The organism is Exiguobacterium sp. RM11 (genome assembly GCF_059821525.1).
Genome location: NZ_CM187558.1, coordinates 458,754 through 473,469 on the forward strand (window position 1 = coordinate 458,754; position 14,716 = coordinate 473,469).

Annotated in this window: 16 protein-coding genes; 6 read left to right on the forward strand and 10 right to left on the reverse strand. The window is 49.6% G+C overall.

Features of this window, described 5'->3' with window-relative positions; translation table 11 throughout:
• Positions 1 to 10: 10 nt before the first annotated feature.
• Entirely contained in the window at positions 11 to 1,540 is a 1,530-nt protein-coding gene (locus AC5LIL_RS02570) for a multicopper oxidase family protein (RefSeq protein ID WP_499824772.1), read from the reverse strand.
• Between the two features lie 130 nt (positions 1,541 to 1,670).
• Here AC5LIL_RS02570 and AC5LIL_RS02575 point away from each other — a divergent pair, with 130 nt between their 5' ends.
• Entirely contained in the window at positions 1,671 to 3,683 is a 2,013-nt protein-coding gene (locus tag AC5LIL_RS02575) for a heavy metal translocating P-type ATPase (RefSeq protein WP_499824773.1), read from the forward strand.
• A gap of 58 nt (positions 3,684 to 3,741) precedes the next feature.
• Positions 3,742 to 4,686: a F510_1955 family glycosylhydrolase gene (locus AC5LIL_RS02580; RefSeq protein WP_499824774.1), complete on the forward strand. Its 945-nt coding sequence runs from the start codon at positions 3,742 to 3,744 to the stop codon at positions 4,684 to 4,686.
• Between the two features lie 18 nt (positions 4,687 to 4,704).
• On the opposite strand, the gene AC5LIL_RS02585 is transcribed toward AC5LIL_RS02580, so the two are convergent.
• From AC5LIL_RS02585 to AC5LIL_RS02595, 3 genes are read right to left on the reverse strand one after another with little or no spacing between them, the layout of a single operon-like run.
• The gene (locus tag AC5LIL_RS02585) at positions 4,705 to 6,114 is read right to left on the reverse strand and encodes an ATP-binding protein (RefSeq protein WP_499824775.1); all 1,410 of its coding nucleotides are present in this window, start codon (positions 6,112 to 6,114) and stop codon (positions 4,705 to 4,707) included.
• On the reverse strand, positions 6,111 to 6,785 hold the full coding sequence (locus AC5LIL_RS02590; RefSeq protein WP_026825147.1) for a response regulator transcription factor: 675 nt from the start codon (positions 6,783 to 6,785) through the stop codon (positions 6,111 to 6,113). The genes AC5LIL_RS02585 and AC5LIL_RS02590 overlap by 4 nt, the downstream gene beginning before the upstream one ends.
• A gap of 30 nt (positions 6,786 to 6,815) precedes the next feature.
• On the reverse strand, positions 6,816 to 7,154 hold the full coding sequence (locus AC5LIL_RS02595) for a hypothetical protein (protein WP_499824776.1): 339 nt from the start codon (positions 7,152 to 7,154) through the stop codon (positions 6,816 to 6,818).
• 168 nt (positions 7,155 to 7,322) lie between these two features.
• Between AC5LIL_RS02595 and AC5LIL_RS02600 the strand changes: the two genes are divergently transcribed.
• Together AC5LIL_RS02600 and AC5LIL_RS02605 are read left to right on the forward strand one after the other, a co-directional pair.
• Complete coding sequence (locus AC5LIL_RS02600; protein ID WP_214694422.1) at positions 7,323 to 7,799, forward strand: DUF305 domain-containing protein; 477 nt, start codon at positions 7,323 to 7,325, stop codon at positions 7,797 to 7,799.
• 194 nt (positions 7,800 to 7,993) lie between these two features.
• Positions 7,994 to 8,710 (forward strand): peptidoglycan DD-metalloendopeptidase family protein, encoded by a 717-nt coding sequence (locus AC5LIL_RS02605; RefSeq protein WP_214784704.1) that lies wholly within the window; start codon positions 7,994 to 7,996, stop codon positions 8,708 to 8,710.
• 43 nt (positions 8,711 to 8,753) lie between these two features.
• On the opposite strand, the gene AC5LIL_RS02610 is transcribed toward AC5LIL_RS02605, so the two are convergent.
• Entirely contained in the window at positions 8,754 to 8,915 is a 162-nt protein-coding gene (locus AC5LIL_RS02610; protein ID WP_214784701.1) for a hypothetical protein, read from the reverse strand.
• An 87-nt stretch (positions 8,916 to 9,002) separates the two neighbouring features.
• A complete protein-coding gene (locus AC5LIL_RS02615) occupies positions 9,003 to 9,920 on the reverse strand; it encodes a TerC family protein (RefSeq protein WP_499824777.1) in 918 nt (305 codons plus the stop codon).
• Positions 9,921 to 10,080: 160 nt separating this feature from the next.
• Here AC5LIL_RS02615 and AC5LIL_RS02620 point away from each other — a divergent pair, with 160 nt between their 5' ends.
• Positions 10,081 to 10,938 (forward strand): SDR family oxidoreductase, encoded by an 858-nt coding sequence (locus AC5LIL_RS02620; protein WP_498390708.1) that lies wholly within the window; start codon positions 10,081 to 10,083, stop codon positions 10,936 to 10,938.
• Positions 10,939 to 10,976: 38 nt separating this feature from the next.
• On the opposite strand, the gene AC5LIL_RS02625 is transcribed toward AC5LIL_RS02620, so the two are convergent.
• From AC5LIL_RS02625 to AC5LIL_RS02640, 4 genes are all read right to left on the reverse strand, one after another.
• Positions 10,977 to 12,509: a methyl-accepting chemotaxis protein gene (locus AC5LIL_RS02625; protein ID WP_499824778.1), complete on the reverse strand. Its 1,533-nt coding sequence runs from the start codon at positions 12,507 to 12,509 to the stop codon at positions 10,977 to 10,979.
• 130 nt (positions 12,510 to 12,639) lie between these two features.
• On the reverse strand, positions 12,640 to 13,281 hold the full coding sequence (locus tag AC5LIL_RS02630) for a TVP38/TMEM64 family protein (protein WP_499824779.1): 642 nt from the start codon (positions 13,279 to 13,281) through the stop codon (positions 12,640 to 12,642).
• 78 nt (positions 13,282 to 13,359) lie between these two features.
• On the reverse strand, positions 13,360 to 13,791 hold the full coding sequence (locus AC5LIL_RS02635) for a DUF1801 domain-containing protein (protein ID WP_499824780.1): 432 nt from the start codon (positions 13,789 to 13,791) through the stop codon (positions 13,360 to 13,362).
• A complete protein-coding gene (locus AC5LIL_RS02640; RefSeq protein WP_499824781.1) occupies positions 13,788 to 14,144 on the reverse strand; it encodes a DUF2200 domain-containing protein in 357 nt (118 codons plus the stop codon). The genes AC5LIL_RS02635 and AC5LIL_RS02640 overlap by 4 nt, the downstream gene beginning before the upstream one ends.
• 115 nt (positions 14,145 to 14,259) lie before the next feature.
• Between AC5LIL_RS02640 and AC5LIL_RS02645 the strand changes: the two genes are divergently transcribed.
• Complete coding sequence (locus AC5LIL_RS02645) at positions 14,260 to 14,712, forward strand: MarR family transcriptional regulator (protein WP_499824782.1); 453 nt, start codon at positions 14,260 to 14,262, stop codon at positions 14,710 to 14,712.
• Positions 14,713 to 14,716 lie beyond the last annotated feature (4 nt).

Sequence of the window (14,716 nt, forward strand, 5' to 3'; positions counted from 1 at the left end):
GAGATTCGATTCATTTCGTGACTTTCAGTTGTCCCATCATCCCGTTCTCTTCATGCTCGAGGATGTGGCAATGATACATGAACGTGCCGGTTTCGGTGAAGGTAAGTTCAATTTTTACCCGTTCATCAGGAGCAACAGCGACCGTGTCTTTCCAACCTTTCTCATAATCGGCTGGTGGATTGCCATCTCGACTGATGATTCGGAACTGGACGCCGTGAATGTGGAAAGGATGCGTCATCCCACCCATCATGTCAGGTTTATTTTCAATCTCCCACACTTCGGTGTCTCCGCGTTTCGCTTCGATATCGATACGATCCGGGTCATACGTTTTTCCGTTGATCGACACCATATTCCCCATTCCAAAAAGCGTGAGTCGGCGATCTGCTTTTTCATCTGTCGAGCGCTCCATCGTTTCGGTCGTCGGAATATCGATGGATGCCTTGTCGAGTTCACCGACACGGAACGTAGTGAACGTTACCCCGTCCGCTTCTAAGGCCACGTCATCTTCTACTTGTGAAAAATCAATCAGCACCTCGGCCCGTTCGCCTGGTGTCAACGAGATGGTCTTCATCGTGACCGGACGCTCGAGTGGGCCACCATCTCCTGCGATTTGTGTCATATCCTGTCCGTTTGATAGCGTGAAGTCGAAATCACGTGCGTTCGAACCGTTGACGAGCCGAACACGGAGCGTCTCAGTCTGAACATCGAACGTGGTGTTGATGGCGCCGTTCGCAAGAATCGTATCGCCCGTCGTTCCGTCGACGTTCATGTGGGCATCATAATCAAGCTCACCGTTATCGGTGAAGAGGCGATCTTGTACGATGAGCGGGATATCATCGACCCCGTATTCATTCGGCAGGCCTCTCCCTGTATCATCGGTCACATAAAGAAGACCGGCGAGCCCTTTGTAAACTTGTTCAGCTGTCGATCCCATCGGATGGGGGTGAAACCAAAGCGTACTCGGCTCTTGGTTGATATCGAGTCGAACTTGTGCACGGTCACCCGCTGCTACAGCTTGATGCGGCCCTCCGTCCATGTCGGCAGGGATAACAAGACCGTGCCAGTGGAACGTCGTCGGTTCATCCAATCGGTTGATTGTATCGATCACGACCGTCTTTCCTTTTGGGAGCTCTAGCATCGGTCCGAGCAAGTCTCCATTATATCCGAACGTCTCTGTTTTCTTCCCATCTTGGAAAAATTGAGACATGCCTTCAGTCGCTTCCACCGTGTAATAAACAATGTCTTCCGTGACGCGGTCTGGCTGTAAAGCAGTCGGAATCGGAAGCGGCTGTTCCGGTTCATCCGATGCTTGGAGATTTTGGGTCGCACCGTGTCCCATCGGTCCGCTATTGCCATCCATTCCGTTATTCCCCATCATGTGGTCACCCATCTGCCCGGTTGACGAATCATTACCCATCATATGATCTTGATCCATATTGTTATTATGGCTCCATGTCCCGTTGAAGAGGACGACTAGTAAGACGAGGATGACCCCAATCAAAATCCCCGTCAACAGGAACCACATTCCTTTTGATTTCATCTAATAACACTCCTTCATTGTTCAGTCCTCACTTTGTTGTACCACCTAATTGTGAAAGAAACATGAAAGTCCAAATCCGTTTAGTTGTATACCGCATAGGGGTATACAATTCGTGTAAAGGAGTGGATAAATGATGGAACATGAACACGATCAACATCATGAACATCATGAGGAGAGTCACGATTCTCAACATGGTGGACACGGACACGAGCATATGATTGACGATTTCAAACGACGCTTTTTCGTATCGCTCGGTCTGATGATTCCGATTTTGTTGTTGTCGGACATGATTCAAGAATGGCTACGGTTCGAACTTGATTTTCCGCTTGAAAAGACCATCTTATTTGTGTTGGCGACGATTGTGTATGTATACGGAGGATGGCCATTCTTAAAAGGAAGTGTGGAGGAGCTGCGGGATCGTAGTCCAGGCATGATGATGCTCATTGGCTTGGCGATCAGCGTCGCTTACTTTTATAGCGCAGCTGTCGTCTTTGGATACGGAAGTGGGCATGACTTCTTTTGGGAACTCGCTTCACTGATTGTGATCATGCTACTTGGTCACTGGATTGAAATGCGTTCAGTCATGGGGGCATCAAACGCGTTAGAACAACTCGTGCAACTGCTCCCGAACGAGGCGCATCGCATCAATGGGGAAGAGACGGAAGACGTCCCGATCTCTGAGCTGAAGGAAGGGGACCGAATTCTCGTCAAACCGGGGGAACAGGTACCCGTGGATGGGAAAATCATCAAAGGACGAACGACGATCGACGAGTCGATGTTGACCGGCGAATCGGTCCCGGTCGAAAAGACAGAAGGCGAAGATGTCATTGCGGGCTCAATCAACCAAGAAGGGAGTTTGACGATTGAAACGATTGGTACGGGAGAAAGCACGTACTTGTCAAAAGTCATCGAATTGGTGAGCGAGGCACAAAAATCGAAATCACGGGCTCAAAACCTAGCGAACCGTGCGGCGAAATATTTGTTCTATATCGCGATTGCAGCAGGCGTCATCACATTTATCATCTGGTTCATGCTCGGTTACTCGGTCGGGACGGCGGTCGAACGGATGGTAACGGTCATGGTCATTTCATGTCCCCATGCACTCGGACTGGCGACACCGCTCGTCGTTGCCGTCTCGACAGCGCTATCGGCGAAACAAGGTCTTCTCATCCGGAATCGGACCCAATTTGAAGAAGCACGTCGCCTCGATGCCGTCATCTTTGATAAGACCGGTACGTTGACGGAAGGGAACTTCGGCGTCACGGACGTACAGGCGAGCTCATCTTTCACAGAAGAAGATGTATTGCGATTAGCGGGTGCCGTCGAACGGGAGTCGCAACATCCGCTCGCTCAAGGAATTTTGAGAGAAGCCGAGAAACGGGAGTTGAAATTGTCGGCTGTCGACAACTTTGGGTCGATGACAGGTGTCGGGTTAGAAGGGACGGTCGACGATGCGCATATACAAGTCGTCAGCCCACGTCATATCCGTGATCAACATATTCAAATCGATGAAGAGACGTTCGCACGACTTTCGGAAGAAGGGAAGACCGTCGTCTTTGTTTTGAAGGACGGAGAATGGGTCGGAATGGTTGCGATGGCCGATCTAGTACGGGAAGAGGCGAAGGAGACCGTCGAGGCCCTTCGTGAAAAAGGCATCCGCTCCATCATGTTGACGGGTGACAACGAGAAGGTCGCGCATTGGGTCGCGGGTCAGCTCGGTATCGATGACGTGTATGCCGAAGTATTACCAGACGACAAGGCGAACCAAGTGAAAGACGTCCAAAAAGATGGAAGCAAAGTAGCGATGGTCGGAGATGGAATCAATGATGCTCCAGCACTGGCGCAAGCGGATGTCGGCATCGCGATCGGGAGCGGGACAGACGTCGCTGTCGAGACAGCCGACATCGTCCTCGTCCGCAGCAATCCGAAAGATGTCCTATCGATTTTGGATCTTTCACAAAACACGTATCGGAAGATGATTCAAAACTTGTGGTGGGCCGCTGGGTACAACATCGTCGCCATCCCACTCGCTGCGGGCGTGTTGGCGCCAATTGGCATTATCCTGTCACCAGCCATCGGTGCGGTCTTGATGAGCTTGAGCACAGTCATTGTCGCTATCAACGCTCGACTTTTGAAGATTTAACATTTCTTTCACCTTTAGTCAGTATGCTAGATGGGATGCTAATGATGGAGGGATCGAGATGAAACGAACGTTAATGCTATCACTATTACTGACTCCACTGCTCTTGTCGGCGTGTGGAGCAGAAGAGTCGATATCGGATACAAGCCAATCAGAAAACGAAACGACAGCGACACAGGACGCATGGCAACGGGTGGGAGCGGATGAAATGGTCTCTCACATCCACGGGGCAGGATTTTGGCAAGATGACGAACGTCCTGTCATCGCAACACATGCTGGGTTGATGGAATATCGAGAAGACGGTTGGTACACGCTTCCGACAAATCGCCATGACTATATGGGGTTTGAAGTCGTCGAGGATGGATTTTACGCAAGCGGTCACCCCGATCGTCGGACAGATTTCAAAAATCCACTTGGGGTCATGCATGGAAAAAATCATGGGGCGGTACTCGAGAGTCGGTCGCTTGAAGGCGAGGCAGATTTTCACTATATGAGCGCCGGTTATGCCACGGGTACACTCTACGTTTATTTGGAAGAAGCGACCTCGGAGCTAGAGCCGGGATTTTATCGTTCCATCGATGGTGGGAGCTCATTTGAACCGATGCAGGTACAAGGAATAGAGGAGGCGCAAGTGGCAGGAATCGTCGCCGATGCGACGGATGCGGAGCGCGTCTTCTTCTATGGACCGTCCGGCATCCTCGTTTCGAATGACTCTGGAGATTCGTTCGAGCCACTTGTTGAAGCAGAACAGGTTGTCACGGTCGGAGCAGATGAGGGGCAGTTGGCCTACGTAAGACAGACAGATGGTTCTTTCGAAGGGGTTCGTTTCAACTTAGACGATGAGTCGACAGAGACGTTCAATCTTCCAGAGCTTCAAGCGGACGCTGTGCCAATCGAATTGGCAGTCAAAGAGGAGCGCATGTTGCTTGTCACATCGGATAACAGCGTATATGAGTTTACAGACGGGGAATGGGAGATGCGCCTCAACAAAGGTGAGCTCAACTGATCAAAAGACGCCTTTCCATTAAAGGATAGGCGTCTTTTTGTCGAGTGGAAGCATGACGGTGAAAGAAGTGCCCGATGCGTCAGAGGTGACTGTCAATTCTCCGCCGTGACGGTTGACGATTTGGTCAGCGATGGCGAGTCCGAGTCCACTGCCACCGGTCTGTCGGGACCGTGATTTTTCCACACGATACAGGCGGTCAAAAATGTGCGGTAAATCTTCTTCAGGAATGCCTTTCCCGTCGTCTGTAATGGTCAGGATCAGGTGAGTGTCCGTGACGTTTGAGAGCAGGGAGACATGTGTGGCCTCACTATGTTCAATCGCATTATGGGCAATGGAGCGGAAGACTTGGAGCATCCGGTGCCGATCCAATGTAAGAGCGATGTCTTGTTGTCCCGCGTTCGGTGCAGCATCGAAGCGAATCGTCGTCATCCGGAACATCGTATCGAGCATTCGACGTAAGTCCGCACAAAACGTCGTGACGGTCACTTCTTCTCGATGCAACAAGAACGTGTTTTCATCGAGCTGTGCCAATTGAAACGCATTTTCGACGAGCTCTGTGAGCGACCGGCTCTCATCTAAAATCGTTTGAATCGACTGTTTGCGTAATGATTCGGGCGTGCTCTCTTTCGAAGCGATTTCGGCGTAACCCCTCAAGTACGTGAGAGGGGTCTTGATTTCATGCGATAGGTCGGATAAAAACTGACGACGTTCCCGCCGTAGTCTTGATAGTTCCACTGACATCGATTCGATGGCACGCGCTAATTCACCGATTTCGTCGACACGATTCGTCGGTAACTGTAAATCGTCTGGGTTTGTCAATACGTTCTCCGTTGCTTGTTTCAATGATTGAATTGGTTTTGAAATCAATCGACTCAAGAGAATGAACGTCAAGACGGTCGTCACGAGCGCGATCGCCGTGATATATAGGAATCGCCACTGGAGCCGATGGCTAATTCCATGAATGATTTCGGTCGGTAAAAACATATAGACGTATCCATACCGTCTGTCGGTATCATCTGTGATTGGCGTACGAACGCTCAAATACGGTTCGTTTTCCCAGTCGTCCTCGAGGACAGTCGTGTCGTCGAAGGGACCAGCGCGTTTTTTCGCATCGACGGTGTCGACTAAAACTTGAGGAAAAGAGCGCGAAGTTTGTAGCGCCTCATGAGTCGAATCGGTGATGGCGACTTTCGTATCGGTCTCACTTTCCATGGTTGCTACATGATCAATCGTCTCTTCGGAAAAATTCATTGCTAATACGCTCGCATGGCTCTCGGCCCGAGATTCGAGGCGATTGATTTCTTCTACAACACGTTCGCCGAGAAGCGTGTGATAGAGGAGAAGAAACAACACACCTTCAATTAATAGGGTTGATAGGAGAAAGACGAGGCTGATGCGAAACGGTAGACTGTTACGACTTCGCTTCATCCGGAACGCTCCTCTGTCCATCGATATCCACGTCCCCATACCGTCTTTAAATAATCATCAATCGGAAATCCTGCATCTCCTAACTTTTCTCGAATCATACGAATATGCGCATCAACTGTGCGAGGGTCGGATTCTGCAGAGTAGGGCCAGACGAGGTCAAATAAATCTAGGCGGTTGAAGAGTCGATTCGGGTGCTGAAGGAACAGTTTTAAGATGGCCGTCGCTTTCGGTGTGAGGACAATCTCTTGTTCTTCATACAAAACGCGTCCGCTCTCTTCATCGTAACGAAGTGGTCCATATTGGATGTTGACGACACGGGTCCGGCGTAAGACGGCGCGAATACGGGCGAGGAGCACGTTCCCATCGAACGGTTTGGTGACGTAATCATCCGCTCCAGCATCTAATCCTTGGATGGTCGTTTCATTGTCTGAACGTGCCGTCAATAAGACGACAGGTAATGCCGGGTCCATCGTCTTTAACTGACGACAAAGTGAAATCCCATCTACTTCTGGCATCATAATATCTAAAAGGACGAGATCCGGTCGCTCTTCGATTTTGTCGAGTGCGGAACGTGCATCGCTCGCCTCGATGCAAGAGTACCCATCACCCTCAAGAAACAGACGAATCAAATGTCTCATTTTTTCTTCATCGTCTACAATGAGAATCTTCATTTTGTACTCTTCCTTTCTTTATTCTTATTATTATCGTTCCGCCTGCTTCGCGTGATTTCCTTCCGTGGCGAAAAGAGTCTGTAGTTGTTCACATGCGCGTGCGACGTCTCGACAGTAAATGACGGGCACTCTCGCGTCAATCGGGCGATCCGTGACAATGGCGACTGCCCCATTCCGGATGGCCGCCTTCACTAAATCGACACCCCGTTCATTAATCGGACGTTTGCATACATATAAAAACATTTTTTTTATTTTTTCTGGTGTCATTCCGATGCCGCGAATCGCCATCTCTTCAGGACGGTCGAGATACGACCAAGATAAGACAGAATCCAGTGTTGCCAATACGTCACGTAACGTCAGCTCTTGCATTGTCTTTCCCCTTCCTTGCATAATCTCAATTTCACTAGTGTACCCGACGTTTGTGAAAAAGAAGTGAAAAGTATCAAGAACATGCCATAGCTAAAAAACATGCAGGTTTGAGTATAGAACAAGTAGGTAAAAGTATTTCTACATGCATAACAAGAAAGGGTGAGCGAGATGAAATCATACGGTAAATTTGGAATCATGATTGCGGTCTCTACATTTATTATGTATTGGCTCATGTATTTGAACGTCTTTCAAATCAACCATATCTTCTTTAGTCAAACGAGGTTGTATATGGCACTCATCATGGGATCGGTCATGGCATTCGTCATGCTTCTCTTCATGTGGGGGATGTATAAGAATAAAACTCTCAACTTTATCATCCTAGGGGTCAGCGCCCTTGTCTTCAGTGCCTCGCTCTGGCTCGTGCGTAGTCAGACGACGGTCGATGACGTCAGTTGGATGAAGGCGATGATCCCGCACCACTCGATCGCGATCTTGACGAGTGAGCGCGCCGAAATTGAGGACCCGCGCGTCAAAGAACTGTCGGAAGAGATCATCAAGGCACAGCGCCGTGAAATCGAAGAGATGAAGCAATTGATTAAAGATTTAGAGGATGAAGAAGAGAACGCAGAAGAGAATCAAGAATAATAGACAAACACAGTCATCATCGACTGTGTTTATTTGTTTTTGAGGGAAAATAAGGGAAGTAAGTTATATTTTGTTTTCCTTTATTTGAAATATAAATGACATATTTGTCGGTTCATTTTGGTGGTAAAATTTTTTCATCAAGATAATATAAAAATTAAAAATTTAAATACATAATTGAAAGGATTTACCATAACATGAAACGAAAGATGCTCTCCCTCCTCTGTGCTGCGTTGCTCACCATCGGAATCTTCACTCCAGCTGGTACGCCTGCTGAAGCGGCGACCACGTATTATGTCAAAGTCACGACCAACAGTTTAAACGTCCGTTCGGGCCCAGGCACGACGTATGCGATCGTCGGCAGTGCCAAGTTGGGGCAGTCGTTCAAATATCTCGGCGTGAGCGGGGGATGGACGAAAATTAACTTCAACGGCACAGCCCGTTACGTATCGAGTACATATGTGAAGAAGTACAGTGTGACGACACTCTCGACGACGTCGACAGCGAAGATGGTCATTCCGACAAAAGGGACGTTGACGCAAAAATATGGTCCGGCGAGCGGGCAATACGGTTATACGTTCCATAACGGTATCGACTTGGCGGCACCGAGAGGGACACCGGTCGTTGCTGCCGCGTCTGGACAAGTCATCGTCTCCCGCAATTACGGGGCGTATGGGAACCATATCATGATGACCCATCAGTTGAACGGACAAACATATATCACGGTGTACGCACACCTCGACCGCCTCAATGTCGTGAAAGGACAGACGGTCGCAAAAGGGACGACGATCGGAGCCGTCGGGAATACGGGCAACTCGTTCGGAAACCACCTTCATTTCGAAGTACATCGGAACAGCTACGTGTATAGCAGTTCATCTCCTGCCAACAGTATCAATCCATATACGATGTTTTAACGCAACAGCACGCGCCCCATATTTGGGAGCGCGTGCTTTTTGGTTAGTGGATCGTTGTTCGCTTGTTTCGTCCGATTTGGTTGGCGATGATCAGGCATGCGCCAAGGACAATCCCGAACACCAATCCGAATAAATTATTAAAGAGTAGCATGAGGATGATCCCGAAGACGAGACCGATACTCATGAGGCCAATCCGATCAAACATAGTGAATCCCCTTTTCTATAGTTGTGCACCTCATTGATTACCCGATTTTCAAAGAAAGAACACCGACGAAATGGACCGATTGATTCATTATACGTGTTTGGACGAACTAGGTTTCGTTTTGTAGAAACTATAGAGGACGCTAATCAAGATGACGAGAACAATTGTCCCGAGTGACATCCAAATCGGCATCTTGTACACATCACCTAAAATCATCTTCGCCCCGATGAAGACGAGCATGAAGCTGAGACCGTGTTTCAAATAGTAGAAACGGTCAATCAAGTTGGCGAGGACGAAGTAGAGACTACGGAGTCCGAGAATCGCCATGATGTTCGCATAGAAGATGATATACGGGTCACGCGAATACGCGAAGCTCGCGGCGACCGAATCGACGGCGAAGACGATATCCGACAATTCGATGAAGATGAGCGCGATGAAGAGCGGTGTGAAGAACAACTTGCCATTGATCCGTTTCGTGAACTTCCCAGATGAAATGTCCTGTGTGATCGGAAGACGTCGCTCGAGCCAACGAATCGTCTTGTTCTCTTCAAGTGACTCGTCTTTTCCGATATTCTTGTACATCATCCAACCTGTATAGACGAGGAACGCTCCGAACACGTAATACACCCAACCGAAGTTTTCTAACAGCGATACCCCAGCGACAATGAAGACGGCGCGGAAGAAAATGGCGCCGAGAATCCCCCAGAACAACACTTTGTGCTGATACTTGAGCGGGATGGCGAAATAAGCGAAGACAAGGGAGAAGACGAAGACGTTATCAATGGCGAGTGCCTTCTCGATGAAGTACACGCTCGCATATTCCGTCGCCGCCGTACTACCTTGCGTATAGAACAACCAGCCCCCGAATACGATGGCAATCCCGATCCAGACGAACGTCCATGTCCATGCCTCGCGGAGCGAGACTTCGTGTGCCTTGCGGTGGAACACCCCGAGGTCAAGTGCGAGCATGAAGATGACGATGAGTAAAAACCCGATGAGTAGGGTCAACAACAATTCCTCCTTTTTAAGTTCATGTGAACTTCTATATCATTAATATAAGTTCACATGAACTTAAAGTCAAATGTTATTTTTGTTGGCAGGTGCCGTTACGTTAATTGCATGAACAGAACGGGAATATGGTCTGAAGCATGAGAAAGGGGATGACCGTATGAAGTATTTAGTCACCGGTGCTACCGGTAAATTAGGATCAAAAATTGTAGAGGAATTACTCAAATCAATCGATGCGAGTGACCTTGCTGTCAGCGTACGAAATCCGGAGAAAGCAGCATCGCTGAAAGAGCGCGGGGTTGATGTACGACACGGAGATTTTGATCAGCCGGACACACTCGATGAAGCGTTCAAAGGTGTTGAGCGTCTGTTAGTCATCTCGGCAGATGGCGATAACGACACGCGGATTCGTCAACATACGAACGCGGTCGAGGCGGCAAAACGGGCTGGCGTCTCCTTCATCGCCTATACGAGTCTCGCCGATGCGACAGACAGTGAGAACTTGATGGCGCCTCCACACGTCGTCACGGAAGAAGCGATTGTGGAATCGGGGATTCCGTATGCGTTCTTGCGGAACAATTGGTACTTAGAGAACGAATTGCCGAGCATGCAGGCAGTCGTTGACGGGGCACCGTGGATCACGGCGGCCCGGGACGGGAAGGTCGGCTGGGCGCTTCAACAAGACTATGCGGAAGCAGCGGCGAACGTCCTGTTGAAAGAACAGCAAGAGAGTGCGGTGTATGAATTGTCAGGACCGCTCCATACGCAAAAAGATTTAGTCGATGCACTCAGTGAAGTATTAGGACGTGACGTCATGATGCAGGAGCTGAACCTTGAGGCATATGAAGAGACGATGCGCGGGGCAGGGATGCCTGATGACGTGGTCGCACTTCTCGCCGGCATCCAGCGAAGCATCCGTCAAGGAACGCTTGAGATTCACGAGAGCGACTTTGAACCGGTTCTCGGACGTCCGGTCACACCATTACAAGAAGGAATTCGTCAATTGCTTGACCGATAAACAATGTGCCCCCGACCAACCGGTCGGGGGCATTTGTGTTAGGCGCGGGATGCGTGATCTTCGAGTTGGGTCGTCACATCTTCGAGTGCGTTCGCCGTGACAGCGAGACGGTCCGACATGGAACTGAGTTCTTTTTGGACGGCGACCTGTTCTTCCGTTGCGGCAGCCACGTGGTAAATCTGTTGTTGCAGTTCACTTGAGGCATGTTTCGTCGATTCGAGGCGTGTCTCGAGCGTCTCCATCTGTGTCGTCACGAGTTGTCTCGTTTCTTGGATTGAGGCGATTTGTGCGTCTATTTCCGATACGTCTTCCGTGAGACGACCGAAGACAGCCGTCACGTCGTTAGTGACCGTTTGACAGTTTTCAGTCGCTTGTTTGAAGAGGTGAGCCGACTTCGAGACGACCGTCGTATCTTCCATCAATCCACCGAGGACGCGCGTCATTTCTGATGCGTATTCTCGAGACTGGACGGCAAGCTTCCCGACTTCAGAGGCGACGACCGCGAATCCACGACCAGCTTCTCCAGCGCGGGCCGCTTCAATCGATGCGTTCAAGGCGAGCATGTTCGTCTGTTCACTGATTGAGCCGACTTGCTGCAAGATGCCTTGAATTTCAGAGGAGCGATTCGTCATCGTCGTGACGATTTGCTCAAGTTGCTCGGACTCCGTGATGATTTCATGCACTTTTTCTTCCATGAGGCGCATATCCGTATTTCCGGAGAGGGCGTCTTTGGCGATACGGGACGAAGCCGCTGCCGTCTGCGCCATTCGTTCTTGGATGAGTGCGGTCAGCGAACGGATCGATTGAATCTCATCTGCACCTTGTACCATCGAAGCTTGTTGAGACGAAGCGTGCGCGACGATTGGGTCGACCGTGATGGCGATTTGTTCCCCAGATTCGAGCGACTGGTTCGCAGCCGATTCAAGTTCTTCCGCGTGACTATTCAAGGACTGAACGAGGGAGCTGACATCATGAATCGCTTGTTGCAATAACTGTCGCGTCTCTTGTTCGTGCGCCTCGGCACGTTCCGTTTCCTTGTTTCGGAAATGAATCTGAACGACGAGTACGGCGCTGAGCAGAATCAAGTACACGGCGTGGACGAGCAACAAGCTGAACGGATAATCACTCGTTCCACAAATGAGCGCAGGAAATAAAAAATACCCTGCTAAATGCTGTACCGCAAAAATGGCGGCACTATACAAAATCAAGTCGATGCGACGCATGAACGACAGGATGGCTAAAACGACAAAGATGGAGAAATGGTACTCGACGAGTCCTTGTCCACCGGCGACCGTCGAGATGCTCGCAAAGGTGAGCGTCAGCATCATCCAATATGAGAACATCTTGCTTTCTCGCTTCAGGCTGACGAGCATCATCCCGAGGAAGACGAGTGGGAGTGCGAAGAGAACCCATGTCACACTCGAGTACACATAGCCGTCCGCGCCGTTTCGTAAAATCGTATACGTGTAGGCAAATTCCGTAAAACGGTGAAGCAAATGGACGACAACCGACGTCATCACAATCAATAACGTCGTCAACAACATCAACTGGTTTCTTTTGATCAAACTCATGTTTCTTTCCTCACATTCTCGTGTTCATTTATTGTGGCTCTATACATATCGGACGGATGTCCCAGAAGTTTATTCGAATTGCATATTCGACGCACAAAAAAAGGAGCGCGAGGCTCCAATTCATACGTATTCAATTTAACCCAAGCCATTTCTTAACGGGCTCACGGAAGATATATGTGATGACAATCAATCCGACGAAGACGAGTGCGGCGATGAAGATTGTCGTGACGCTACCTGACGCGAGACTCGCCCCGAGGAAGCTGTAGGCGAACGTCCCTGGAATCATACCGAGCACGGTCGCCGGGACGAATTCACGGAAACGGACGCGCGAGATCCCTCCGGCGTAACTGAGCAAGTCGAAACTGACGAGCGGGATGAGTCGTAAGACAAACACATATAAGAAACCACGGCGCTCCATCTGGCTGAACAGCTTTTCAGACCATGGATAGCGATCGACGTTAACGACCGAACGTCCGAAGAAGCGTCCCATGACGTAACCGGTCGTCGCAGCAGCGGTCGCTCCGATGATGATATAGAGGACCCCTGGCCAGACGCCGAACGCGAGACCGGCTCCAAGTGACAGTACGGACGTCGGTAAAAATGCGACCGGACCGATGGCGTAAAGGAATATAAAGAATAATGGCCCCCAAAATCCAAATGACAAGACGATGTCCCGAATGTCAGACGGACGCAACTCATAGTGGAAATGGGTGATATAGAACAACGTGCCGAACACGAGTAAGAACAAAGTGATTTTTAGCCAGCGTGGCATGAGGCGTCCCTCCTTTTTTCTAAGCATACCGTATACGCGGTTCACACAAGAAAACGAATGTGCAAAAAAACCGAAGCGTTAGCCTCGGTTTCCTTCATAGCGCTGAATCCATTCATCGATCGTCATCTTCTCGACGAGTTCCCCGACCAAATCAAACGGGATCCGTTTCACATTGTTGAAGCGAATACAGCTTTTCCCCATATCGAGCTTCGTCGGGACGCGATTCGCATACTCCTGTTCAAACCAAGCGAGCAATTCAGGGTCGGCGTAAATCCCCATATGATAGAGTCCGACATGGCGCTTTTGCGCGATCACGCTGATAAAGGGAAGCGGTGTACCCGGTGTGACGTGATAACCAGACGGATATCGCTCGAGCGGGACGACGTAATGGACGCCGTGTCCGTCCGTCGTCTTTTCGAACCCTTCTGGTAGATGCTCATCGATGACCTCGATCAGATGGATGAAGGAATCGAGGCGTGCCTCGTCCACGAGTGTCGTCACGTCCATCATAATTCGCCTCCCCGTAGAATCTTCTCCATTTTCTTGCCCTTCGCCAACTCATCGATGAGTTTGTCTAAGTAGCGAATCTCGCGCATGAGCGGCTCTTCGACGTTCTCGACACGTACGCCACAGACGACGCCTTTGATGAGGGCGCGATCTTCATTCAGGCGAGGTGCTAAAGCGAAGAATGTGTCAAAATCAACTTGATCCTCAATTTGACGTTCGAGTCCGGTCTCATCATATCCCGTCAACCACTCAATGATCGTATCGACTTCTTCTTTCGTCCGTCCTTTTCGTTCGGCTTTGGCGACGTAGTGTGGATAGACGCTCGCAAAGCTCGTCGTGTAAATGCGGTGACCCATTGTGCACTCATCTCCTTCTTCATATAGAATTCTCTACTTTCATTCTCTCACAAAATCAAGTATGCTTATATCAATTGTTTTTGTTGCATTTACAACAAAAGGGAGGTGTTTCAGGATGCATGACCATTTACGAGAGATTGGGATGATTGCACGTGCCCTCGATTCAATCAGCAACATTGAATTCAAGGCACTCGGTTTAGAAAAAGGGAAGTACTTGTACGTCGTCAGGATTTTTGAACACCCAGGTATCATTCAAGAGCGGCTCGCAGAGTTGATTAAGGTAGATCGGACGACCGCCGCACGTGCCATCAAGAAACTGCAGCAAGAGGGATGGATTGAGAGACGGTCAGATTTAGAGAACCAGAAAATCAAACGGTTATACGTGACGCAGAAGGGCGAGGCATTGTACCCGCTCATCATTCGGGAACATGAATATTCGACATCGGTCGCATTATCGGGACTCGACGAGCAAGAAAAATTGCAACTGTTGCAGCTACTGAAAAAAGTACGAAGCAATGTGGAGACAGATTGGACCGAGGTGAAGAAAGGAAAGCATCGAGAATACTGAGAGG

Excerpts from the sequence above, each read along its gene's own strand:
- AC5LIL_RS02580 (WP_499824774.1), top strand. The coding sequence starts at position 3,742 with ATGAAACGAACGTTAATGCTATCACTATTACTGACTCCACTGCTCTTG.
- AC5LIL_RS02645 (WP_499824782.1), top strand. The coding sequence starts at position 14,260 with ATGCATGACCATTTACGAGAGATTGGGATGATTGCACGTGCCCTCGAT.
- AC5LIL_RS02600 (WP_214694422.1), top strand. The coding sequence starts at position 7,323 with ATGAAATCATACGGTAAATTTGGAATCATGATTGCGGTCTCTACATTT.
- AC5LIL_RS02640 (WP_499824781.1), bottom strand. The coding sequence starts at position 14,144 with ATGGGTCACCGCATTTACACGACGAGCTTTGCGAGCGTCTATCCACAC.
- AC5LIL_RS02595 (WP_499824776.1), bottom strand. The coding sequence starts at position 7,154 with ATGCAAGAGCTGACGTTACGTGACGTATTGGCAACACTGGATTCTGTC.
- AC5LIL_RS02610 (WP_214784701.1), bottom strand. The coding sequence starts at position 8,915 with ATGTTTGATCGGATTGGCCTCATGAGTATCGGTCTCGTCTTCGGGATC.
- AC5LIL_RS02630 (WP_499824779.1), bottom strand. The coding sequence starts at position 13,281 with ATGCCACGCTGGCTAAAAATCACTTTGTTCTTACTCGTGTTCGGCACG.
- AC5LIL_RS02570 (WP_499824772.1), bottom strand. The coding sequence starts at position 1,540 with ATGAAATCAAAAGGAATGTGGTTCCTGTTGACGGGGATTTTGATTGGG.
- AC5LIL_RS02585 (WP_499824775.1), bottom strand. The coding sequence starts at position 6,114 with ATGAAGCGAAGTCGTAACAGTCTACCGTTTCGCATCAGCCTCGTCTTT.
- AC5LIL_RS02625 (WP_499824778.1), bottom strand. The coding sequence starts at position 12,509 with ATGAGTTTGATCAAAAGAAACCAGTTGATGTTGTTGACGACGTTATTG.
- AC5LIL_RS02635 (WP_499824780.1), bottom strand. The coding sequence starts at position 13,791 with ATGATGGACGTGACGACACTCGTGGACGAGGCACGCCTCGATTCCTTC.
- AC5LIL_RS02620 (WP_498390708.1), top strand. The coding sequence starts at position 10,081 with ATGAAGTATTTAGTCACCGGTGCTACCGGTAAATTAGGATCAAAAATT.
- AC5LIL_RS02575 (WP_499824773.1), top strand. The coding sequence starts at position 1,671 with ATGATGGAACATGAACACGATCAACATCATGAACATCATGAGGAGAGT.
- AC5LIL_RS02605 (WP_214784704.1), top strand. The coding sequence starts at position 7,994 with ATGAAACGAAAGATGCTCTCCCTCCTCTGTGCTGCGTTGCTCACCATC.
- AC5LIL_RS02590 (WP_026825147.1), bottom strand. The coding sequence starts at position 6,785 with ATGAAGATTCTCATTGTAGACGATGAAGAAAAAATGAGACATTTGATT.